The sequence below is a fragment of the Bacillus altitudinis 41KF2b genome (genome assembly GCF_000691145.1).
GTDB lineage: Bacteria > Bacillota > Bacilli > Bacillales > Bacillaceae > Bacillus > Bacillus altitudinis.
The window spans coordinates 98,847-119,897 of record NZ_ASJC01000001.1 but is presented as its reverse complement, the minus strand read 5'-3'; the positions used below and the strand labels follow the sequence as shown (position 1 = coordinate 119,897).

At 40.8% G+C, this 21,051-nt stretch carries 21 protein-coding genes and 1 other annotated feature; of the genes, 3 read left to right on the top strand and 18 right to left on the bottom strand.

Annotated elements, in window-relative coordinates; all coding sequences use genetic code 11:
• Window positions 1-102: 102 nt before the first annotated feature.
• The 5 genes from BA79_RS00565 to BA79_RS00545 form a co-directional block, all read right to left on the bottom strand.
• On the bottom strand, window positions 103-1,020 hold the full coding sequence (locus tag BA79_RS00565) for an ABC transporter ATP-binding protein (protein WP_007499016.1): 918 nt from the start codon (window positions 1,018-1,020) through the stop codon (window positions 103-105).
• A 1-nt stretch (window position 1,021) separates the two neighbouring features.
• Entirely contained in the window at window positions 1,022-2,101 is a 1,080-nt protein-coding gene (locus BA79_RS00560) for an ABC transporter ATP-binding protein (protein ID WP_007499018.1), read from the bottom strand.
• A 12-nt stretch (window positions 2,102-2,113) separates the two neighbouring features.
• Window positions 2,114-3,031: an ABC transporter permease gene (locus BA79_RS00555; protein ID WP_017360167.1), complete on the bottom strand. Its 918-nt coding sequence runs from the start codon at window positions 3,029-3,031 to the stop codon at window positions 2,114-2,116.
• Window positions 3,032-3,034: 3 nt separating this feature from the next.
• Window positions 3,035-3,979 carry an ABC transporter permease gene (locus tag BA79_RS00550; protein WP_007499022.1) on the bottom strand — a complete coding sequence of 315 codons (945 nt, stop codon included), beginning with the start codon at window positions 3,977-3,979 and terminating at the stop codon, window positions 3,035-3,037.
• Window positions 3,980-4,095: 116 nt separating this feature from the next.
• Complete coding sequence (locus BA79_RS00545; protein WP_035700297.1) at window positions 4,096-5,733, bottom strand: peptide ABC transporter substrate-binding protein; 1,638 nt, start codon at window positions 5,731-5,733, stop codon at window positions 4,096-4,098.
• Between the two features lie 482 nt (window positions 5,734-6,215).
• Window positions 6,216-6,434 (top strand) — a binding site (T-box leader).
• Window positions 6,435-6,487: 53 nt separating this feature from the next.
• Here BA79_RS00545 and trpS point away from each other — a divergent pair.
• Window positions 6,488-7,483, top strand: a complete 996-nt coding sequence (gene trpS / locus BA79_RS00535) for a tryptophan--tRNA ligase (protein WP_035700292.1) — start codon at window positions 6,488-6,490, stop codon at window positions 7,481-7,483.
• A 35-nt stretch (window positions 7,484-7,518) separates the two neighbouring features.
• Here trpS and BA79_RS00530 read toward each other — a convergent pair whose 3' ends face one another.
• The 9 genes from BA79_RS00530 to BA79_RS00490 all read right to left on the bottom strand — a co-directional run bounded on the left by BA79_RS00530 (window position 7,519) and on the right by BA79_RS00490 (window position 17,361).
• A complete protein-coding gene (locus tag BA79_RS00530; RefSeq protein ID WP_025207150.1) occupies window positions 7,519-8,271 on the bottom strand; it encodes a YjbA family protein in 753 nt (250 codons plus the stop codon).
• A gap of 165 nt (window positions 8,272-8,436) precedes the next feature.
• Complete coding sequence (gene opp4C / locus BA79_RS00525) at window positions 8,437-9,336, bottom strand: oligopeptide ABC transporter permease (protein WP_081114822.1); 900 nt, start codon at window positions 9,334-9,336, stop codon at window positions 8,437-8,439.
• A 33-nt stretch (window positions 9,337-9,369) separates the two neighbouring features.
• Window positions 9,370-10,320 (bottom strand): ABC transporter permease, encoded by a 951-nt coding sequence (locus BA79_RS00520; protein ID WP_007499031.1) that lies wholly within the window; start codon window positions 10,318-10,320, stop codon window positions 9,370-9,372.
• Between the two features lie 77 nt (window positions 10,321-10,397).
• Window positions 10,398-12,032, bottom strand: coding sequence for a peptide-binding protein (locus BA79_RS00515; RefSeq protein WP_008348494.1), 1,635 nt, complete (start codon window positions 12,030-12,032; stop codon window positions 10,398-10,400).
• 85 nt (window positions 12,033-12,117) lie between these two features.
• On the bottom strand, window positions 12,118-13,113 hold the full coding sequence (locus tag BA79_RS00510) for an ABC transporter ATP-binding protein (RefSeq protein ID WP_035701027.1): 996 nt from the start codon (window positions 13,111-13,113) through the stop codon (window positions 12,118-12,120).
• A 23-nt stretch (window positions 13,114-13,136) separates the two neighbouring features.
• Window positions 13,137-14,117, bottom strand: coding sequence for an ABC transporter ATP-binding protein (locus BA79_RS00505; RefSeq protein ID WP_035700284.1), 981 nt, complete (start codon window positions 14,115-14,117; stop codon window positions 13,137-13,139).
• 170 nt (window positions 14,118-14,287) lie between these two features.
• Window positions 14,288-15,082 (bottom strand): DUF2268 domain-containing putative Zn-dependent protease, encoded by a 795-nt coding sequence (locus BA79_RS00500; RefSeq protein ID WP_035700281.1) that lies wholly within the window; start codon window positions 15,080-15,082, stop codon window positions 14,288-14,290.
• A gap of 77 nt (window positions 15,083-15,159) precedes the next feature.
• Window positions 15,160-16,401, bottom strand: coding sequence for a beta-ketoacyl-ACP synthase II (gene fabF, locus BA79_RS00495; protein WP_008348501.1), 1,242 nt, complete (start codon window positions 16,399-16,401; stop codon window positions 15,160-15,162).
• 21 nt (window positions 16,402-16,422) lie between these two features.
• Complete coding sequence (locus tag BA79_RS00490; protein WP_008348504.1) at window positions 16,423-17,361, bottom strand: beta-ketoacyl-ACP synthase III; 939 nt, start codon at window positions 17,359-17,361, stop codon at window positions 16,423-16,425.
• A 169-nt stretch (window positions 17,362-17,530) separates the two neighbouring features.
• Here BA79_RS00490 and BA79_RS00485 point away from each other — a divergent pair, with 169 nt between their 5' ends.
• Window positions 17,531-17,764 carry a hypothetical protein gene (locus tag BA79_RS00485; RefSeq protein WP_035700279.1) on the top strand — a complete coding sequence of 78 codons (234 nt, stop codon included), beginning with the start codon at window positions 17,531-17,533 and terminating at the stop codon, window positions 17,762-17,764.
• Window positions 17,765-17,965: 201 nt separating this feature from the next.
• On the opposite strand, the gene BA79_RS00480 is transcribed toward BA79_RS00485, so the two are convergent.
• The 4 genes from BA79_RS00480 to BA79_RS00465 form a co-directional block, all read right to left on the bottom strand.
• Complete coding sequence (locus BA79_RS00480) at window positions 17,966-18,163, bottom strand: ComZ family protein (protein WP_008348507.1); 198 nt, start codon at window positions 18,161-18,163, stop codon at window positions 17,966-17,968.
• 11 nt (window positions 18,164-18,174) lie between these two features.
• Complete coding sequence (locus tag BA79_RS00475; protein ID WP_008348509.1) at window positions 18,175-19,140, bottom strand: BMP family ABC transporter substrate-binding protein; 966 nt, start codon at window positions 19,138-19,140, stop codon at window positions 18,175-18,177.
• Window positions 19,141-19,230: 90 nt separating this feature from the next.
• On the bottom strand, window positions 19,231-19,806 hold the full coding sequence (locus BA79_RS00470) for a hypothetical protein (protein WP_035700277.1): 576 nt from the start codon (window positions 19,804-19,806) through the stop codon (window positions 19,231-19,233).
• A 75-nt stretch (window positions 19,807-19,881) separates the two neighbouring features.
• A complete protein-coding gene (locus BA79_RS00465; protein WP_007499048.1) occupies window positions 19,882-20,622 on the bottom strand; it encodes a hypothetical protein in 741 nt (246 codons plus the stop codon).
• Window positions 20,623-20,834: 212 nt separating this feature from the next.
• Between BA79_RS00465 and BA79_RS00460 the strand changes: the two genes are divergently transcribed.
• The gene (locus BA79_RS00460; RefSeq protein WP_008348514.1) at window positions 20,835-21,029 is read left to right on the top strand and encodes a YjzD family protein; all 195 of its coding nucleotides are present in this window, start codon (window positions 20,835-20,837) and stop codon (window positions 21,027-21,029) included.
• The last annotated feature ends 22 nt before the right edge of the window (window positions 21,030-21,051 follow it).

Genomic DNA, 21,051 nt, shown 5'->3' with positions numbered 1-21,051 from the left:
ATTTCCTCCTGGCTTACTCATTTTACATAAAAATTACCATCAACTTGTTTTTTTGTAAAATAAAAAAAGAAGCACTGATATAGCAGTGCTTCTTCTCTGTTCTTATTGTTTTGCTTTGATCTCTTTGAATTCTTCCTCAGTACAGCTGACAAAGTGACCTGGCTTAACTTCACGAAATTCCGTATTTGTTCCTTTATGAACAGATGGATCGTATTTAATCCGTTTGCGGTTACGCTCATAATCAGGATCTGGAAGCGGAATCGCAGATAGTAATGATTTTGTATATGGATGAAGCGGGTTTTCATATAATTCATTCGCTGGTGCCAGCTCAACCAATTTCCCAAAATACATCACACCGATACGATCGCTGATATATTTCACCATGGAAAGGTCATGGGCAATGAATAAATACGTTAAGCCCTTTTCTTCTTGCAGTTCTTTCATTAAGTTGACGACCTGCGCTTGGATCGACACATCTAGTGCAGAGATTGGCTCATCGGCAATGATGAAATCCGGCTCAACAGCTAACGCACGAGCAATCCCAATACGCTGCCTTTGACCGCCTGAAAATTCATGCGGGTATCTATTCGCATGCTCTTTATTCAAACCAACTGTTTCAAGCAATTGATATACACGCTCTTTACGTGCTTGTTTTGTTTTCGCAAGACCATGAATGTCAATACCTTCTGCAATGATATCAAGCACTGTCATTCTAGGGTTAAGTGAAGCATATGGGTCTTGGAAAATCATCTGCATTTGGCGGTTAAATTCAAGCATTTTTTGTCTTGATTTCTTTCCGTGTACGCTTTCTCCTTTATAGAGAACTTCGCCATCTGTCGCATCATAAAGTCTTATGATCGAACGGCCAGTTGTCGACTTTCCACATCCAGATTCACCTACAAGTCCAAGTGTTTCACCTTTATAAATATCAAATGAGACACCATCAACTGCTTTTACAGTCCCTCTTGCTGTATGGAAATGCTGTTTTAAATTTTTAATTTCTAACAGTTTTTCTGCCATGCTATTCACCCTCTTTTACTAATACAGGTTTTTCGTAGCTACCTTCTAGTTCACGCATTCTCGCCTTTACGGAAGCAGGCGGTTCAACTTTAGGGGCATTCGGATGAAGTAGCCATGATTTCACATAATGCGTATCTGATACTTTGAACATTGGCGGTTCTTGTTCAAAGTCAATTTTCATTGCATAATCGCTCCGGAGTGCAAATGCATCTCCTTTCGGCGGGTTTGTTAAATCTGGTGGTGTTCCTGGAATCGCCGTTAGTTTCCCTTCAGCTCCTCCATCTGTGTCTAGGCTTGGCATAGATGCTAAAAGTCCCCATGTATATGGATGTTTCGGATTGTAGAAAATTTCATCAACAGTCCCTGTCTCCACAATCTGTCCAGCATACATAACGGCTACACGATCAGCAACATTGGCCACAACACCTAGATCATGGGTAATAAAGATAATAGATGTTTCGACTTTTTGCTGAATTTCTTTCATTAATTCTAAGATTTGCGCCTGAATGGTTACATCAAGTGCAGTCGTTGGCTCATCAGCAATCAACAGCTTTGGGTCGGCTGCAAGTGCCATCGCGATGACAACCCTTTGTCTCATCCCGCCACTAAATTCATGCGGATATTGTTTGATTCTTTTTTCAGGCATTGGAATCCCAACAAGCTCTAAAAGTTCAATGGCTCTTTTTTCAGCCGCTTCTTTTGAGATTTGTTCATGCTTGAAAAGTACTTCTGTAATTTGTTTCCCGACCTTCATGGTTGGGTTCAAAGAAGTCATCGGATCTTGGAAGATCATCGAAATGTCTTTTCCTCGAATGGTTTGCATTTGCTTTTCCGTTTTCTTGACAATATCTTGCCCATCAAATAAAATCTCTCCGCGCTTGAAATAACCTGGCGGCATCGGGATTAATCGCATGATGGCCTGTGATGTTACACTTTTACCAGAACCAGATTCACCTACAATAGCAAGTGTCTCGCCTTTATTTAAGTGGAAGTTCACACCACGAATGGCTTGAACCTCTCCACCATATGTTTTAAATGAGATTGCAAGGTCTTTCACCTCTAGAATACGTTCACGTTCCATCCTAATCACTCCTTATTTACGCAACTTCGGATCTAAAGCGTCTCTTAGTCCGTCTCCAACCACGTTAAAACCAAACATTGTAATACAGATAAATGCGGCTGGGAACCATAATCTCCATGGATAATACGTCATGGCCGGAATTCCGTCAGAAGCCATTGTTCCCCAGCTAGCTAATGGAGCCGGTACACCAAGCCCTAGATAGCTTAAGAATGCTTCTGTGAAAATAGCAGAAGGAATCGTTAATGTCATTGTGACAAGAATCGGTCCCATTGAGTTTGGAATCAAGTGTTTAAATAAAAGTCTAGATGTTTTTGCACCTAATGTTTGTGCTGCAAGAACGTATTCTTGGCTCTTCAATTGTAAAACTTGCCCTCGAACGATACGTGCCATGTTAATCCAGCCTACGACTGTCATAGCAAGGATAATCGTTAATAATCCTTTTGGCAGAACAACCATCATTAAAATAACCATTAATAGTGTTGGAATTGCCCATAAAACGTCTGCGATACGCATCATGACTTCATCTGTACGGCCGCCTTTGAACGCAGCAATACTTCCCCAGATGATCCCAATGATCACGTCAAGAACTGCTGCAGCAAGACCGATGAAGATCGAAATTCTTGCCCCTACCCATGTACGAACAAACATGTCTCGGCCTAAATCATCTGTACCAAACCAATGCTCTTTTGATGGCGGCTGATCTGCATTAAGCAAATCTGTCGTTGAATAATCATATTTCGAGAACACTGGAACGAAAATGGCCAGAATCACAATAATGAAAATGATTGCAAGTCCAACCATTGCAAGTTTATTTGCACGGAAGCGAAGCATGGCATCCTTCCATAAAGATAGACTAGGTTTAGAAATTTTTTCAGATTCTGCTGCGTCAGCTGTCGCAGGCACAAATAAATCTTTTCTCATCTCTTCCATGTGTTAGACCCCTTTCTTCGCCTTCGTCAGTTTAATTCTAGGATCAATAATTCCGTAGAGGACGTCAACAACTAGAATACTGACTAATAGAATAATACTGTAGAAGACTGTGACACCCATGATGACGGTGTAATCACGGTTTGTAATGCTTGTAACAAAGTGAGAGCCTAGACCCGGAATACCAAAAATCTTCTCCACGACAAAACTACCTGTCAACACTGAAGCTGCCATTGGTCCCATGTATGTGATAACAGGTAACAATGCGTTTCGAATGGCGTGTTTGATCGTCACAGCTGATTTTGTTAATCCTTTTGCTCTAGCCGTTCTAATGTAGTCACTATTTAATACTTCAAGCATACTTGACCGTGCAAGTCTAGCGATAAATGCCATTGGCATGAAGGAAAGTGCAATAGAAGGTAGTACGGTGCTTGCCCAAGACTCCCATCCTGCAACTGGGAAGATCGCTAAAAAGCTTGCCTCAGATGCAAATACATATTGTAATAGCGCCGCTAAGATGAAACTTGGAACTGAGATTCCAAAGATCGTTAAAATGGCAATCGTATAGTCTTGCCACTTGTTATGATAGAGCGCTGCAAGGACCCCAAACAATACACCAAATGCTAATGCGAGGAGAATTGCCTCAATTCCGAGGGTAAAGGAAACGGGGAATCCAGAACTGATTAAATCATTAACAGTTTGTCCTTTATATTTAAATGAGGGACCAAAATCTAATTTTGCAACTGAGCCTAAGTAGCTCACATATTGAACAAATAAGGGTTTGTCCAACCCGTAGTGCTCGTTTAGGTTTGCTTCAATTTCAGCAGGAAGTTTCTTCTCTCCAGAGAATGGACCACCAGGTGCTGCCTGCATGAGAAAGAAAGTTGCAGTTACAATAACAAACAGTGTGATTAAAATATATATTAATCGCTTACCGATATATTTAAGCAACGGAATTGCACCTCCATGATTTTACAACAATTTCTCTAATCAGCAAGAAAGGTATATGGAGAGACATCCTCCATATACCTTAAGATCCTTGCCGTAGATCTCTTACACTATAACTCTTACTTTTCGAAATGTGCCCATTTGTATTGAACATCACCAAGTCCAGATACAACCACACCTTTAAGTTTTGGATCTTGTACCCAAAGCTGAGTGTAGAAGTAAATAGGTGCTACAGGCATATCGTCGATGATGATTTTTTCTGCTTTTTTCAGCATTTCTTCACGCTTTGTTTTGTCTGTTTCTTTTGCAGAATCATTCAATAATTGTTTGTACTCTTTGCTTTCCCATCCAGTGTCATTGTTTCCACCGTCTTTATCTTTGTAAAGCTCAAGGAAGTTCACTGGATCGTTGAAGTCTCCTAACCAGCCCATACGTCCGATTTGGTAGTCTCCACTGTGGATTTTATCGATGTATACGTTCCACTCAGAGTTATCAAGTTCAACGTTCACACCTAAATCTTTTTTCCACATTTCTTGAATTGCTTGTGCAATCTTTTGATGAGCTTCATCAGTGTTGTAAGAAAGTTTCAAAGCTGGAAGATCAGAAACAGACTTATAACCTAATTCTTTCGCACCTTTTTCAAGAAGTTTTTTAGCCGTATCTACATCGTGATCTTTGAAGTAACCAGTTTTGTTATCCGTGAATCCTTCCATTGTTGGAGGAACGATTGCCATCGCTGGAACTTGTTCACCTTGCGTAATTTTGTCAACGATCGCTTGACGGTTGATAGAGTATGCAAGGGCCTTACGGATGTTTGCATTGTTTAAAGGTTTTACTTCTGTGTTGAATTTGTAGTTATAAATACCAGCGATCGTTTGGATTTTAAGACCGCCATCTTTTTTCAACGTTTTTAAAGACTCAGTTGGAAGGTTTCCAGTTGGAGAACCAGCCCAGTCAAGTTCGCCTTTTTTGAACATGCTAAGTTCAGTGTTTGTATCTTTGATCATAGACATGTTAATCTTTTTCAATTTCACAGTGTCTTTATCCCAGTATTCATTGTTCTTTTCAAGTGTGATAGAACCGCCATGCTTCCATTTAGAAAGAACGAATGGTCCATTAGATACGTAGTTTTCACCAGCATTTGTGTACCAGTTTTTATTCTTTTCAGCCACTTTTTTGTTGATTGGCATATACGTATAGAATGCAGTTAGTTCAGTAAAGAACGGTGTTGGGTTCTCTAGCTCAACTACAAGCGTTTTGTCGTCTTTTGCTTTAATGCCAACATCAGAAACTTTTACTTCCCCTTTGTTAGCAGCTTCAGCACCTTTAATATAATAAAGCTGGTAAGCATATTGAGATTCATTTTTAGGATCTAATGCCCATTTCCAAGCATATTCGAAGTCTTGTGCTGTGACAGGGTCACCATTAGACCATTTTGCATCACGAAGTGTGAATGTGTAAGTTTTACCATCATCACTTGTTTTGATATCAGAAGCCATTGCGTTTTCTGGCTTACCTTCAGCGTTAATTCTTGTTAATCCCTCAAAAGTCTGACGGATGACACTTCCTGAAGTTGAATCATTTGCCAATCCCGGATGTAGAGAAAAAGGCTCAGTGGAGATATTCACATTTAATGTTGTTTTAGCCTCTCCAGAACTGCTCGTGCTGTCGCCTGATTTGTTTCCGCTGAAACCACAAGCGCTTAATACAAGTGTGAAAATAAGCATTAAAGTAACAACAGACCAACGCTTTTTCAACTGTATTCCCCCTTATAATATGTTTTTAGTTCAAAGGTCTCGATAGAAGATGAGATTCAGATTTAAGAAATAGCGTAAAAAAGTCCCTGAATAGCTTACTTTCTATTTCTTTTGTTTTTTCTGAATTTTCACTATGTAAAGAGCCTAGCACAAACGTGTGAACAAATTCATTATAATGAATAGAATAATTTATTGCAATATCAATTTCACATATTTTTAAAAAACGTAAATGGGGATAAAGATTGATTTTTATAAACTAAAGTCTCAATCACTTCAACAAATTAAAGCGTAAATTGATTAAAATAATTTAACAAATTCAGCAGGAATAATGTTTTATACATATAATTAATCATCCCTTTTTAAAAAATTCTGACAGATAGTTACTATTTTATCTAAAATTTTAAGTGTCAAACGACATGATGAGAAGGTCACAAATAGGCTTCGTGACTTTTTCATGGTCATCCTTTATAATAGATAGACATACTGTTGCGATGAAAAAGAAGAGTACATATATTCACCATTTACAGAGAGTCTGCGGTTGGTGCAAGCAGATAATGGCATGTATGGAATGGGCTTTGGAGCAGCTAACCGAACACTTGACAGAGTCAGTAGGCTTAGACGGAGCAGTCTCCGATATCAACGTCTTGAGTGATTTCGTATTGAAATAACAAGGGTGGTACCACGGTTCATTCGTCCCTTTTCTGTTGAAAAGTGATGGGTGGGCCTTTTTATATTGAAGAAAAGAGGTTTTAGTATGACAAAAAAGACGATTTTCTCAGGCATTCAGCCTAGCGGTTCTGTGACATTGGGGAACTACATTGGAGCGATGAAGCAATTTGTCGATCTTCAGCATGATTACAACGGCTACTTTTGTGTGGTCGATCAGCATGCCATTACGGTGAGTCAGGATCGTTTAGCCCTTCGACAAAATATTAGAAGCTTAGCCGCTCTTTATTTGGCAGTGGGACTTGATCCTGAGAAGGCAACATTGTTTATCCAATCAGAGGTACCTGCCCACGCCCAGGCAGGATGGATGCTGCAATGTGTCGCTTATATTGGGGAATTAGAAAGAATGACTCAATTTAAGGACAAATCTGCTGGTAAGGAAGCAGTCGTTTCAGGACTATTAACGTATCCGCCATTAATGGCTGGCGATATTTTGTTATACGGTACGGACTTAGTTCCTGTAGGAGAAGATCAAAAGCAGCATCTTGAATTAACGAGAACACTTGCTGAACGCTTTAACCGAAAGTACAATGACATCTTCACTGTACCTGAAGTCAAAATTCCAAAAGAAGGCGCTCGGATTATGTCTTTAACAGACCCAACGAAAAAGATGAGCAAATCTGATCCGAACCAAAAATCTTTCATTACCTTATTAGATGAGCCAAAACAGCTTGAAAAGAAAATCAAAAGTGCTGTGACTGATTCAGAAGGCATCGTCAAATATGACAAAGAAAACAAACCTGGAATTGCCAACTTGCTGACGATTTATTCTGTATTAGGGAACGTATCGATTGCAGAACTTGAACAAAAATACGAAGGCAAAGGTTATGGTGAATTTAAGGGAGATCTTGCGAACGTTGTTGTGGATGCATTAAAACCGATTCAAGATCGCTATTATGAACTCATTGAATCAGAAGAGCTTGACCGCATTTTAGATGAAGGTGCTGAAAAAGCGAACCGTACGGCAAACAAAATGCTGAAAAAAATGGAGAATGCGATGGGTCTTGGCCGGAAACGCAAATAAAACAAGCTTGCAGCATATTCAGCTGCAAGCTTTTTCTAATTCACTTTTGATTCATTTTCCATTTCCCAAAGTTTTTCGAAAAATGGCTGTCCTTTAATCATTTTTTCACAAAAGGCTAAATGGTTTTCTGACCATCCATCAATGGTTTCGTTATAAAGCATGTTCCAAATCTCCTCGAAAGACATTCGTTTGATCTGGTTGTACATGCGCGGATTCCATTCTGTATACCAATAGGCAATTTCTGCTCGGTTTTGAAGCCCCTTTAGTTGATCTAGCGCCATAAACATCAGCTGCTTCAGCTGTCTTTCTTTTCTCGTTAATCCGCTGATATGCTGCGGTGGTAATGATAGGATGTGATATTCTTTCGTCGATTCAAGGCTGTCCGGCGTGAATTCATACTCCTCTGCCTTCACATCTTTCACCATTTCATATACCAATTGCTCCTGTCTTGGAATCAATCGGCTCTTTCTCACAGGGATGGAATAACCAATCGTATCCACAGCGATGATTCTAATCCCGTCCGTGACCACAAAGCAATACTCTAATTTACGGCGTTCATGATTTTTTCGAATATATGATTTCTCAAATACAGTCTCTAGCAGCGTCTTTGGCAGCTCTGATAGATCATTCTCTATGTAATCAAACAAAGGACTCTGCACCTTGAGTAAAGGTACTTGATCTAACAGCTCCACGCTGTCCTCCTTGCGCCACTCATGAAAATGGCACACATTATAGCCATTCTCTTCCCCTTCAAACCAATTCACCCATACGTCATGAAGAAATAACATAACCAATCCCTCACTTTTTAAAAACTGTTGTCCACAGTATGGGCAAGGGATAGAGAAATTATTCCAACTTTATTAAAACTTCTCCCTGATGGAAGGACGGCTTTATTTCCTAGGAAAAGGAGAACGTCTCGCAGAGTCCTTTCACGATTTTCTATAAGCAGAACCTTATTTTAGCTTTTTAGGATCAAGGGCATCTCTCAGTCCATCACCTAAGAAGTTAAAGCATAAAACGGTAAGTAGAATCAGTAAACCTGGGAACAGTGGATACCACCATGCTTGCACCATAATGGAGAAATTTTGTGCATCTTGAAGCATGTTTCCCCAGCTCGCCGTTGGAGGCTGGATGCCGAACCCTAGATAGCTAAGTGTCGACTCAGCTAAAATAACAGAACCGACTTTTAATGTAGCAGACACAATAATAGGGCCGATACAGTTCGGTAAAATATGCGAAAAGATGATGACATGGTTTTTCGTTCCGATCGTTCTTGCTGCGAGTACGAATTCTCTTGTGCGAAGTGACAAGAATTCACTGCGGATCAGCCTGGCGGTTGTTGTCCAGCCAGTCAGCGCAAAGATTAAAATCAATTTATCAATACCCGGTTTAAAAATTGTCACTAGCGTGATCAAGAGAAAAATATCTGGAATAGACAATACCACATCCACCATTCTCATGAGCACAGAATCGACAAAGCCTTTAAAGTATCCCGCTACCGCCCCAATGACGGTACCAATGGTGATGGCTCCGACTACTGAGACAAAGCCAACTAATAGAGACACCCTCGCTCCGTATAGCACCCTTGAAAAAATATCTCGGCCAAACTTGTCGGTTCCCATAAAATGCTCTGCACTTGGAGGTTGTAGCCGTTTCAATAAGTCTTGCTGTTCCGGTGCGTAAGGTGCGATCACCGGGGCGAAAATAGCGGAAAAGATAATGACCAATAAAATAGCGGAGCCGGCAACCGCCAATTTATTTTTGAAAAATTTCTCGCAAAATAAACGAAGCATCGTCTCTGGTTTTGGCGGAAGGCCTTCTTTTAATTTGAGATCAACAGAAGGTGTTCCCATATTAGGTTGTGCCAATTGTGCTTCAGCTCCCTTCTAATATTCAATACGCGGATCAACGATCGCATAGAGAATATCCGCTATTAAGTTTCCAACGACCACGAGCACAGCAGAGATAACAGTCATCGCCATAATGACGGGATAATCTCTTGAAAAAGCAGAATCGATAAACAGTTTCCCAAGCCCTGGCCATGTGAAGATTTGTTCCACCACGACCGCGCCGCCAATAAAGGATGGAATCATGAGTCCAAAGATCGTAATAACAGGCATCAGACCGTTTCTCAATCCATGTTTGAAGATGACTTTGTTCTCTCTAAAACCTTTCGCTCGCGCCGTACGAATGTAATCCTGCCGCATCACATCGAGCATACTTGACCTTGTATAACGTGTAAGGCCGGCCATATCAGCCGTTGCTAAAACAAAGGCAGGTAAAATAATATGATGAAGCCGGTCAAATAGATTAAAATCTGCATTTAAGGTAGAGACACCCCCGGTCGGAAACCATCCTAAATTCACTGATAACACCATTATAAGGATCAAACCAAACCAGAAATTCGGAATAGCCAGTCCGATAAATGATGTAACCGTAATACCATAGTCAAGTTTTGTATACGGACGTTTTGCTGAAAGAACACCAAATGGGATGGCAATGATCAGGGCAACTAATGTAGAAAAGATCATGAGGATGAGGGTATTTGGCAGCCGGGCAAAAATCAAATCAGCCACGGGCGTTCCTTTTTTTACAATGGATGTGCCAAAGTCACCTTGAAGCATATTACCGAGCCATTTCATATATTGCACATATTCAGGATCGTTCAAGCCATACTTATCAATAAAGGCTTCCCGGTCTGCGGCACTAATGGTCGGGTCCATCATGAGTGACATCGGATCGCCTGGTGCTGCTTTCATAATCGCAAAGGACAAAATCGTAATACCAAACAAAATCGGGATAGAAAGAAGTGTCCTTCTAATGATATATGTAACCATGTGCACAACTCCTTTTTCATCGGATGGCCATACTATGATGAAAAAAGGGGAGACACCTCCCCTTCTTCACTTGCAGACTACTGTTCAATCCACCATTTTTCGATTTTGTAATATTCATCTTTCGGGTGGTAAGAGTAGCCTTGCAGATTAGATGGCATCGCGCGATGTGAGTTGGCATAATAAAGGAACGTATATGGCTGGTCTTCTGCAATCAGCTCATAAATTTTTTCATACGCCTTTGAATACTCTTTTCGATCACTCAAGTTTTTGGCATCAACTAGCAACTTATCGACTTCTTCATTTTTATACCAAATGTTATTTAAGCCTTTTTCAGACTGACTTGAATGGAAAATGCTGTATTGGTCAGGGAATGTCGCTAAGCTCCAGCCGAGTAATAACGCATCATAATCCCATTTTGGCGGAGTTGTTTGTTCGATTAATGCACTGAACTCCACAATTTGCGGTTTTGCTTCAATGCCAATTTCTTTGAGCTGCTGCTGGACAACGACAGCAATATCTTCACGGACTTTGTTTCCTTGGTTCGTCTTCAAGACGAAGGAGAACTTCTTACCGTCCTTATCAAGATAACCATCTCCATCTGTATCCTCCCAGCCTTCTTCTTTCAGCATCTTTTTCGCTTTTTCTTGATCAAATTCAAATACTGGGACATTTTCATTTTTAGGGTAGTTCCATGACAGCGGGCTTTCTGGGATGTTGGCTACTTTCCCGTCTCCATCTAACACTTGATCGACAATCGTTTGACGATCAATGGCATGGGTAAGCGCTTGACGGACTTTTTTACTTTTGAACAGTTCGTTTTTCTGATTCCAGCCAATATATGAATAATTTAGCCCTAGATCAGATTCGATTTTGATGTTGCTGACTTTTTCAGCTGTTTGCAGTTCTGCTCCAGGCACTGCAAAGAAATCAATATCACCTGCGGATAGCTGAGCCATGGCTGCATTTTGATCAGGAATCGTTTTAATGGTGACTGTATCAAGGTATGGACGTCCATCCCAATAATCATCAAAAGCTTCTAGTTTGACATAGTCCCCTTCTTTCCACTCGGCAAATTTAAATGGGCCGGAGCCGATTGGATTTTTTCGGTTAAATTCATTTTCGCCAAGATCCTTTATAGGGACATCACCTAAAATATGCTTTGGTAAAATGCCATAGCTTCCTAGCGTGACGTTATAAAAATATGGATCTTTTTTATTCAGCTTAAATTCGACCGAATAATCCCCTGTTTTTTTGACAGACTCTAATACTTCAAAGCCTGATCCACGCTCACCATTGTAATCCTTATTGATCGGAATGCTGTATGTAAACACAACATCATCAGCAGTCAGTTCTTCTCCATCATGAAACTTCACGCCTTTTCTAATGGTCACATCAAACTGTTTACCGTCATCGGATTCTTTAATATCTTCTGCCAACGCCAGCTGTGGGTTTAGCTTTCCATCTGTTTGCAGCAAAAAGCTATAGATTCTTTCTTCAATATCAGAACTTGCCACGTCTGTTGAGTAAAGTGAGTTAAATAATGTAGGCTCTGCAATCGAACCAATGACAAGATCGCCGCCTTGTACAGGTTTACCTGTGGATTTCTTTTCACTGTCTCCGGACGTTTTATTTCCACCAGAACAAGCAGCAAGGATCAATGTAAAGATCAGCAGCAAACTGACCAAAATGGACTTTCTCTTTCTATCTTTCATAGACAATTCCCCCTATCTTTTTTAAAGAATGATGACAGAAGCCCGTTTTATCCCCCCTCTCAAAGATGAGATCATACAAGCGTGATCAAGCGTCGTAGAGGTGGCAGGCCACAAAGTGGTTCGTTTTTAATTCTTGAAATTGTGGTACTTTTTCTTTACAGACTTCTTTCGCATGCGGGCATCTTGTATGAAACACACAGCCTTTTGGTGGATTTGCAGGGCTTGGTAAATCCCCTTGCAGCATAATCCGTTCCCTTTTCATATGACCTTTTTTACGGGTGACTGGAACGGAAGATAAAAGTGCCTGTGTATACGGATGAAGCGGATCATCGTACAGGCTGTGCTTATCCGCAAGTTCCATCATTTTGCCAAGATACATGACGCCCACTCGATCACTAATGTGGCGGACCACACTGAGATCGTGAGAGATAAATAGATAGGTGAGGTCAAACTCTTCTTGAAGCTCTTCCATCAAATTGATGACCTGCGCCTGAATGGAGACGTCAAGCGCTGAAACAGGCTCATCTGCTATGATCATTTCAGGATTCATGGCAAGTGCACGAGCGATACCGATCCTTTGCCTTTGCCCGCCGGAGAATTCGTGCGGGTATCGATTCGCAAAACTTGGGTGAAGGCCGACTTTGGATAAAAGCTGTTCTACTTTTTCATTTCTTTCTTTTAAGGAATATAAGTGATGTGTTTTGTAGGGTTCTTTGATGATACTTCGAAGTGTTTTTCTAGGGTTGAGTGATGCAAAGGGATCTTGAAAAACCATTTGGATGTTTTTCCTTGTTGATTGTCTTAATTTTGATTCAGATACATGAGAGATATCTTGCCCTTTAAATAGAATTTGTCCTTCTGTTGGTTCATATAAACGAATCATCGTCCGCCCTAATGTGGATTTACCGCATCCAGACTCTCCAACGATGCCTAACGTTTCGCCTTTATAAATGTTTAAGTCGATGCCGTCAACCGCTTTGACTGCTCCTACTTTCTTTTGCAGCACCCCAGCTTTAATCGGAAAGTGTTTTCGTATATTTTTTAATTCCAGGATGGTTTCTTTCTCAGATCGATCTGTCATGTATGGTTGATTTTCAGCAAGTGTCATGTTTGGCTTGCCTCCTCATATAAGAAACACCTGACGCTTCTACCATTTTCAAAGGTTGTCAGTTTGGGCAATTCACCTATGCAGCGTTCCATTACTTTCGGGCATCTTGGCGCAAAACGGCATCCTGCGGGAAGCTGATCTGGCGCAGGGACATTTCCTTTTATCGCCGTTAATGGCTGAATGTCTCCGTCAATGACCGGAATGGATTCAAGCAGTCCTTCTGTGTATGGATGAAGCGGCTGATCAAACAACTCTTCAACGGTTCCATTTTCAACAACCTGTCCGCAGTACATGACAATGACGCGGTCTGCTACTTCCGACACAACACCTAAATCATGCGTAATGAGAAGTATAGATGTACCAAAGGTCGAACATATATCTTTCATTAAGGTCAGCACCTGGGCTTGTATGGTCACATCGAGCGCAGTAGTCGGCTCATCCGCAATGAGGAGCTTCGGATCACAGCTTAGCGCTATGGCGATCATGACTCGTTGACGCATACCGCCGGATAAACGGTGCGGGTAATCTTTGATGATTTGTTCTGGTCTGGAAAAGCCTACAAGCTTTAGCAAGTCAATCGCTTTTTTGGTCGCTTCTTTTTTTGAAAGTTTTTTGTGGTAAATGAGGATTTCTGTTATTTGTTCCCCGATGGTTAAGACGGGATTAAGTGAGGTCATGGGTTCCTGAAAGATCATGGATACATCATTACCACGAATATTGCACAATTCCTTTTCACTATATGTAACAAGGTCTTTTCCATCAAGCTTAATGGAACCATCCATAATCTTCCCACCAGTCCCATTAATCAGACCCATGATGGATAAAGACGTAATACTTTTACCAGACCCAGACTCACCGACTAATGCGACTGTTTCCCCTTTTTTGATACTAAAATCAACGCCATCAACAGCAGGTATTGGTTCCTTTTTTCGAAAAAAATAGGTTTTTAAGTTTTGCACTTCAAGCAATGTGCTCATGCATTCGCCCCTTTCTCCATAGATCAAATGAACCGAATCAAAAAATTCCGTCTTTTTAGAATAAAAAGAATTATCAAAATTTATATTTGTATATTATTACATCAGCATGACGAAATCAAGAAGTATTTAGTAAAATTGTAATATGTCACTTTTTTTGTGAATGTTTGTCTTTACGATTCTATCGCCTTTAAAAACGTTTCCGCAGGCTCCGCAATCATAGACTCCTCGCTGATTCGGTGCTCATCGAAATACTTTTTCACGATATAAAATCCAGTGGCATAGCCAAGCATTTTGGGGTAGTTCCCTTTTCCATAAAGGAGATTCTGTATCAGCCTTTCGTCGTCCTGCACTTTCTGATAAAGGTGACTGGATACCCATTTCTTGTACATGCGTTGCAGCTGCGATTCGTCATATAAAGTCGTCCACTTTGCTGTATAGCTTTCTCCATATCTATGATACACAGCATATTCAGCGAGCCCCTCCATCATGATTGTATCAAGGAATGTAAAATCTTTTTCTTCTTTCGTGAGAAAATGCAACCTGCATACATGGTGATATTCATGCGTCAGCAACGTACCGATTCGCTCCTTCGGTGTATGCGGGGATAAAAAAAGAAAGATTTTGTCATCAAATGCCATGCCGGATTGAAAGTAAAATTGTTCTCTGATCTCTTTGCTGCTCTCATTAACAGGCAAAATAAAGACAGGGACATCAGGACCTCCCCACTTTTTTTGCAGCGCTTTGTATTCTTTCATCACAAGCTGGAAATACCCTTTTTCTTTGAGCTTGTCGATCATTTCCTGGCAGGCGTTCCATGATCGAACCATCCCATGATGTTGTAAATGGGCGAGAATAGATGATCCTTCTTTTTTATCCGCACCTTTAAAATAAGGGACAAAACGTGCCGCCAGCTCCTGAAATGATGATGATTGCTCAATGAGATATTGTGTATTGATCAGACCCATACCGCTGAACACCTCCATTTTCATCATATGCAAAAAGGCGGCGATCTGTTTATAGATCACCGCCTTCTTAAGACATATTACGCTTCGTATTTTTTGAAGATAATTGTCGCATTGTGCCCGCCAAAACCAAGTGAGTTGCTCAACGCAACTTGTACTTCTTTTGAACGTGCTTCATTTGCTACATAATCAAGATCACATTCTTCATCTGGTGTTTCAAGGTTAATCGTTGGCGGAATGACACTGTCTTTAATCGCCAGAACAGAGAAAATCGCTTCTACTCCGCCTGCTGCGCCAAGTAAATGACCTGTCATTGATTTTGTCGAACTGATCGCAAGCTGATTCGCATGCTCTCCAAACACTTCTTTAATCGCCATTGTTTCAAACTTATCATTATACGGTGTGCTTGTTCCGTGGGCATTGATATAATCAATTTCTTCCACTGTTAAACCTGCATCACGAATGGCTTCTTTCATTGCACGTACGCCGCCTTCTCCATTTGGAGCAGGTGCTGTGATATGGTATGCATCTCCAGTTGAACCGTAGCCAACGATTTCTGCATAAATGGTCGCACCACGTTTTAACGCATGCTCTAATTCTTCAAGAACAACAATTCCCGCTCCCTCACCCATGACAAATCCGTCACGGTTTTTATCAAATGGACGACTTGCTGTATCTGGATCAGGATTTGTCGAAAGGGCTTTGTTTGCACAGAAGCCAGCAAACGACATTTTTGTTAACGGCGCTTCTGTTCCACCTGTAATCATCGCATCTGCATCTCCGCGCTGAATGACTTTAAAGGCATCACCAATGGAGTTTGTTCCTGTTGCACATGCTGTTACAGTACAAGAGTTAACCCCTTTTGCGCCAAGTGCAATTGAAATTTGGCCTGTTGCCATATCTGGAATCATCATTGGAACGAAGAACGGGCTTACGCGTCTTGCTCCTTTATTCGAATACACTTCGAATTGCTCTTCGAATGTTTCAAGTCCGCCAATACCAGATCCAACCCATACCCCAACACGAGGTGCGTTTTCATCTGTAATTTCGAGGCGTGAATCTTCTAAAGCCTTTTGAGCAGCAACGACTGCATATTGTGTGAAGCGTGCCATCTTTCTCGCTTCTTTTTTCTCCATGTAATCTTCGATGTTAAAATCTTTTAGTTCTGCTGCTACTTTTGCTGTATATTCACTTGAATCAACACGTGTGATCGGGCCAACACCTGATACACCTGCTACAGCATTTTTCCATGTTGTCTCTACATCGTTGCCAAGAGGTGTCAAAGCACCTAATCCTGTAACAACTACTCGTTTCTTATCCATTAATTTGTGCACCCCACTCTTTTATCGGCCCCATCGCATAGCGATTGCGCCCCACGTTAATCCTCCACCAAAACCAACCATTACAATCACATCGCCGTCATGAATTTTTCCGGCTTCGATTTCTTCACATAGTGAAATTGGAATGGATGCTGCTGATGTGTTTCCATATTTATGGACTGTTTTCGACATTTTTTCAACTGGCAGCTCTAAGCGTTCGCGTGCTGCTTCCATAATGCGAATGTTTGCTTGATGCGGAATCAAGAAGTCTACGTCTTCTTTTGATAGTCCAGCTTTTTCTATCACGTTTACGCTTGACTCGCCCATTTGTCTCACAGCAAATTTAAATACTTCTCTTCCATTCATGATTGTATGATCTTTTTCATCTAAGTACAAGTGCTTCCCGCCGCTTCCATCGGCTCCAAGCTCAAATGATAGAATTCCCTTGCCTTCGCTGACTGTTCCTAGTACAGCAGCCCCTGCTCCATCTCCAAACAAAACAGCTGTGTTGCGGTCATCCCAGTCGGTAATGCGAGAAAGCTTTTCTACACCAACGACAAGCACGTGTTTGTAAGTGCCTGATTCGATAAATTGTTTTCCAGTAACAAGCCCATACATAAAGCCAGCGCAGGCAGCGCTAATATCCATTGCACATGCTTTATGTGCACCGAGCTGCTCTTGAATCATACAAGCGACTGTCGGAAATGCTTGATCTGGCGTAACTGTCGCTACAAGAATCATATCAATATCTTCTGCAGCCACATCTGCGTCAGCTAATGCTTTTTTTGCAGCAGCAAGCGCCATATGAGATGTATTGACATCATCAGATGCAATTCTTCTTTCTTCTATACCTGTTCTAGTACGAATCCACTCGTCAGAAGTTTCAACCATTTTTTCTAAATCACGATTTGTTAATACTTTTTCAGGTATATAGCGGCCAAGGCCAATAATTCCAGCATTCATTGAATAAGACTCCTTTTACTCATACGAGCATGTGATATTGTGATCTTATATTAGTATCTGGTACTAATTTTACCTTATTTTTTTCTCCTTGGCAATACAAACGTCTAACCTTTCCTCTCACTTTTTTCATAGATTAATGATATACCAGTAGTAGAAAGGAACATGTGATATGGCGCAAAAGGATATTTTCTCAGCAATGATGTTTGGTCAGCCGCTTGAAAAAGAGAAAAGCAAGGCAGAAAAAAAGGAGGAGCGTGCAGAGACTTCTTCAAGTGATGACTCCATTGACTACATGCATGTCATGAATCAAATTGGAAACATTATGAACTCCATCGATGAGCTGAAGCCTGTGTTTAAAGATGTTGGCCCTATGATTAGTGCCTTCAAGAAAAAATTATCATAAAAAAAGCCACTATTCTGTGGCTTTTTTTGATTGTTGACAAAGGGCTAAAATATTTTAGCCCTTTGTCTTCTTCTCAGCGTGATAGAAAACCTTTGCAGTCTAGGAAGGACAGCTACTTGCACGGAGCGAATTTGTCATTCGTGAGCACCAGCGCGCAGGACTGACAAAGAATGCGAGGGTTTGTCTACACGCTGAAAGCCACTATTCTGTGGCTTTTTCTGATGCTGCATCTGCTTTTCCAAGCTCATATGCCTCTTGCATGACAGATGTAAACAAAGAGAGAAGCGGCTGAAGTGCTTGTGGATCAAGCTGAATCCCTGCTTTATCTAATTCTTCTTTTGCTTGTGGAAAATACTTCATCGCAATTTGTAAAAACTCCATCGATTTTTCGTGCTGCATGTTCAACGTCCTCACTTTTCATTTGGCAGTTTGCCTGTTTTTTTGTAATTCGCAATATCCTTCTCAATGTCTTTCACAAAAGCGCGGTCTATGGTTGAGCTAAATTTCCCCATTTCGATCACTCCTTCTTTAAAGTCAAAGGAGTACTCACCTTGTTCGTTTAGCTTGCCTTCATTAAACTTCTTCGCAATGATACTGTACGCTTTATCGACATGCTGGACTGTGCTAGTTAACACCGTATGGCTTCCAAGGTTGGATTGATCAGTGACATATCCGATCGCAGATAAATTGTCGTTTTTGATTTGTTCAATGACAGGGATATTATAACCATCACCTGCTGGATACACAACATCTACACCTTGTTTTTTCAATTTTTGATAGAGGTTCACCGCTTTGTCAGCATCATCCCAGTTTTCGACAAATTCCGCTAGGACTTGCACATGTTCGTCCTGATATTTTGCACCTTTGATAAAACCGTCTACTTCACTTTGCCAATCATATGTAGCCAGAATACCAATCTTTTTTGTTTTGGACATATGTGCTGCTGTCATGCCTCCGAAAAAGCCCATTGCTTCTCCTTTAAACGTGACATTTGTGACATTATCAGCTTGAGGCTTGCCTCCATTGACCGTGATAAATTGTGTTTTCGGATAATCTTCACTGATCAAGTTGAAAATTTCGCTGTATTCATTGCCATGGCCAATAATTAAATTGACTCCTTTTTTATGAAATTCTTCAATGGCATCAACGATTTTCTCCTTGTCGACCATCCCTTCCTTATAATAAACATCTACACCAAATGTTGATTGGATATTTAATAAGCCTTTATAACCTTTCGTTCCCCAAACTTGATCATTAATCGTATCGGGGACGAGTAAACCCACCTTCTCAATATGTCCTTTTAACGGCGCCTGCGAGCAGGCAGATAGCATAAGAAGAAGGAACGAAAAGATCATGACAAGCCGCTGGTACTTCATGCCATGTTCAACTCCCTTTGCAACACGCAGGCATGAACCTGTATGTTAAATATAGGTTTATTTTATACTGAAAAAAGATAAGATGGAAGATCATTCTTGCTTTTTGTCGAAAAATGTTGAGTTTTGTCTTTTCCATTCTACTATGATTTCTTCTGCTTGTTTGTCATCTGTTTGTCTTTCTACCTTCAATTGATGGATCATTTCCTCCCTTTGATCAGTCCGTGCCCACTTTAAAAGCTCCTTTGCGACATCTTCTACAAAAAATGTGTGATCATCCTTTATTCGTCTCTCTTCATGGAGTGTCCACGGACCAAACATGCGTGGAAGGATAACAGCCGAAACGCTTTGTTCATGCGAATGGCTTTCGGGTTCTTCGTAAAACAAGCGGTATATGCCATGCTTCGCTTCGAGGTCTGTCTCTCTGTTCATTGAATCATCTGATTGAAAAAAGATCAGGTCATATGCCTCTTTCCTATCTTGACCATCAATAACGCGGACAAGATCATTGCGGCCGAGCCACATCATCCGCTCTTCTAATAACATTTTTTGCTCCTCTGACTGCTCCTTAGGATATGTGATATCCACTTGTATGCCCTCTTTCATCATATATTCACAAAGTGTCAGTCCAAGAAATTCATCTGCACCTATGATCAGTCCTGTTTCCATGTTCATGTCCCCTTTTTTAGCATATCGAATAAAAAGAAGAGCCCTTTCCATGAAGGGCTGTTATCATCCTATTCATTACAATTCTCTTTCATGCGATTTATAAAACTTGTGAATGGACTGAAAGATTCTTCTTGGATGATCAAACATATGCAAGGTGAGGTCCATCTGACAATGGTCTGGATTCATCATATGTTGATCAATAAAAGGCTTTGCATGTAGTTCATAGGCATACGGTGCGCCGTTTAGTCTCTGCCATATATGAATCGGTACATGAGCTGAATGAACGGGGCAAGAAGGAAGTGGATACGTTTCTGCTTCCTTTGCAGAGCACCCATAGCTCTGTGCGAGTTCTTTCATGAACTGTTTGTAGAAGAATTTGTGTTCCTTTTCTCTTTCTCTTTGTGCTTGCAGGTGTAAACATGGATTCATCATGGCTATAGACCTTAGCACTTCTGGCATTTCTTCGGCAAGACTCATGGCGACAAGTGCGCCCATTCCCTCTGCCAGCACATGAATTTCCCGGTTTAATATTTCTTGTTTTAATGTGTGATGAACAAGCTGTTTCGCACTAAAAACAGCATCTTCACATCCCCAGTGATTCCCATGAAGATGACTATTAAACAATGTATATCCTTCATCCTTTAAAGCAGTTAATAGCTGGTTTCTTCCGTAATGCTGAAGCCAGAATGATGTATTTTCCTGCACAAAGTGATTTCGGTCACCGAGGATTAGAATGCCAAAGCCATTTGGTTTTTGAGGAAGGTGAATGACGTTCCACTGGGAACCAAGCTGGAAAAAACGTTCGCTTACACCCATATGGCCAGCCTCCTTTCAGTGATTCTGCTTTCTATGATATGAACAACAACTCTTGTAGGAATAAGGAAATCCCCTAAAGACAGAAGAATTCTTTTTATTTTTATAGTAGAAGGTCTCAAAATGGTCACATAAAGGCGGAAAACAGTCTTTTCTCTGAACTCGTATCTATGGTATGATAGTCAATAGATTGTTACATAAAGGACGGTGGAATAATGCATTACATTATCACCCTCATTTGGACTTTTCTGCTGACACATATGGCTGGTTACATCGTTGCATCTATGAATGGAGCTGCTTATGATTTTACGTTAACTTCCATTCTTGCCATAGTGTTTACGGTTATTTTATTCATCTTTGCTGAAGTAAGTCCAATGAAAGAAACAGAAAGTTCAACAGAACATTCTTAATATTGGTGAAAAAGAGCTAATG

Coding starts and splice junctions, on each gene's coding strand:
- BA79_RS00520 (WP_007499031.1), bottom strand. CDS start 10,320: ATGGTTACATATATCATTAGAAGGACACTTCTTTCTATCCCGATTTTG.
- BA79_RS00505 (WP_035700284.1), bottom strand. CDS start 14,117: ATGAGCACATTGCTTGAAGTGCAAAACTTAAAAACCTATTTTTTTCGA.
- BA79_RS00515 (WP_008348494.1), bottom strand. CDS start 12,032: ATGAAAGATAGAAAGAGAAAGTCCATTTTGGTCAGTTTGCTGCTGATC.
- BA79_RS00560 (WP_007499018.1), bottom strand. CDS start 2,101: ATGGAACGTGAACGTATTCTAGAGGTGAAAGACCTTGCAATCTCATTT.
- BA79_RS00460 (WP_008348514.1), top strand. CDS start 20,835: ATGCATTACATTATCACCCTCATTTGGACTTTTCTGCTGACACATATG.
- BA79_RS00475 (WP_008348509.1), bottom strand. CDS start 19,140: ATGAAGTACCAGCGGCTTGTCATGATCTTTTCGTTCCTTCTTCTTATG.
- fabF (WP_008348501.1), bottom strand. CDS start 16,401: ATGGATAAGAAACGAGTAGTTGTTACAGGATTAGGTGCTTTGACACCT.
- trpS (WP_035700292.1), top strand. CDS start 6,488: ATGACAAAAAAGACGATTTTCTCAGGCATTCAGCCTAGCGGTTCTGTG.
- BA79_RS00480 (WP_008348507.1), bottom strand. CDS start 18,163: ATGCAGCACGAAAAATCGATGGAGTTTTTACAAATTGCGATGAAGTAT.
- opp4C (WP_081114822.1), bottom strand. CDS start 9,336: ATGGGAACACCTTCTGTTGATCTCAAATTAAAAGAAGGCCTTCCGCCA.
- BA79_RS00565 (WP_007499016.1), bottom strand. CDS start 1,020: ATGGCAGAAAAACTGTTAGAAATTAAAAATTTAAAACAGCATTTCCAT.
- BA79_RS00470 (WP_035700277.1), bottom strand. CDS start 19,806: ATGGAAACAGGACTGATCATAGGTGCAGATGAATTTCTTGGACTGACA.
- BA79_RS00555 (WP_017360167.1), bottom strand. CDS start 3,031: ATGGAAGAGATGAGAAAAGATTTATTTGTGCCTGCGACAGCTGACGCA.
- BA79_RS00530 (WP_025207150.1), bottom strand. CDS start 8,271: ATGTTATTTCTTCATGACGTATGGGTGAATTGGTTTGAAGGGGAAGAG.
- BA79_RS00500 (WP_035700281.1), bottom strand. CDS start 15,082: ATGGGTCTGATCAATACACAATATCTCATTGAGCAATCATCATCATTT.
- BA79_RS00510 (WP_035701027.1), bottom strand. CDS start 13,113: ATGACAGATCGATCTGAGAAAGAAACCATCCTGGAATTAAAAAATATA.
- BA79_RS00490 (WP_008348504.1), bottom strand. CDS start 17,361: ATGAATGCTGGAATTATTGGCCTTGGCCGCTATATACCTGAAAAAGTA.
- BA79_RS00465 (WP_007499048.1), bottom strand. CDS start 20,622: ATGGGTGTAAGCGAACGTTTTTTCCAGCTTGGTTCCCAGTGGAACGTC.
- BA79_RS00485 (WP_035700279.1), top strand. CDS start 17,531: ATGGCGCAAAAGGATATTTTCTCAGCAATGATGTTTGGTCAGCCGCTT.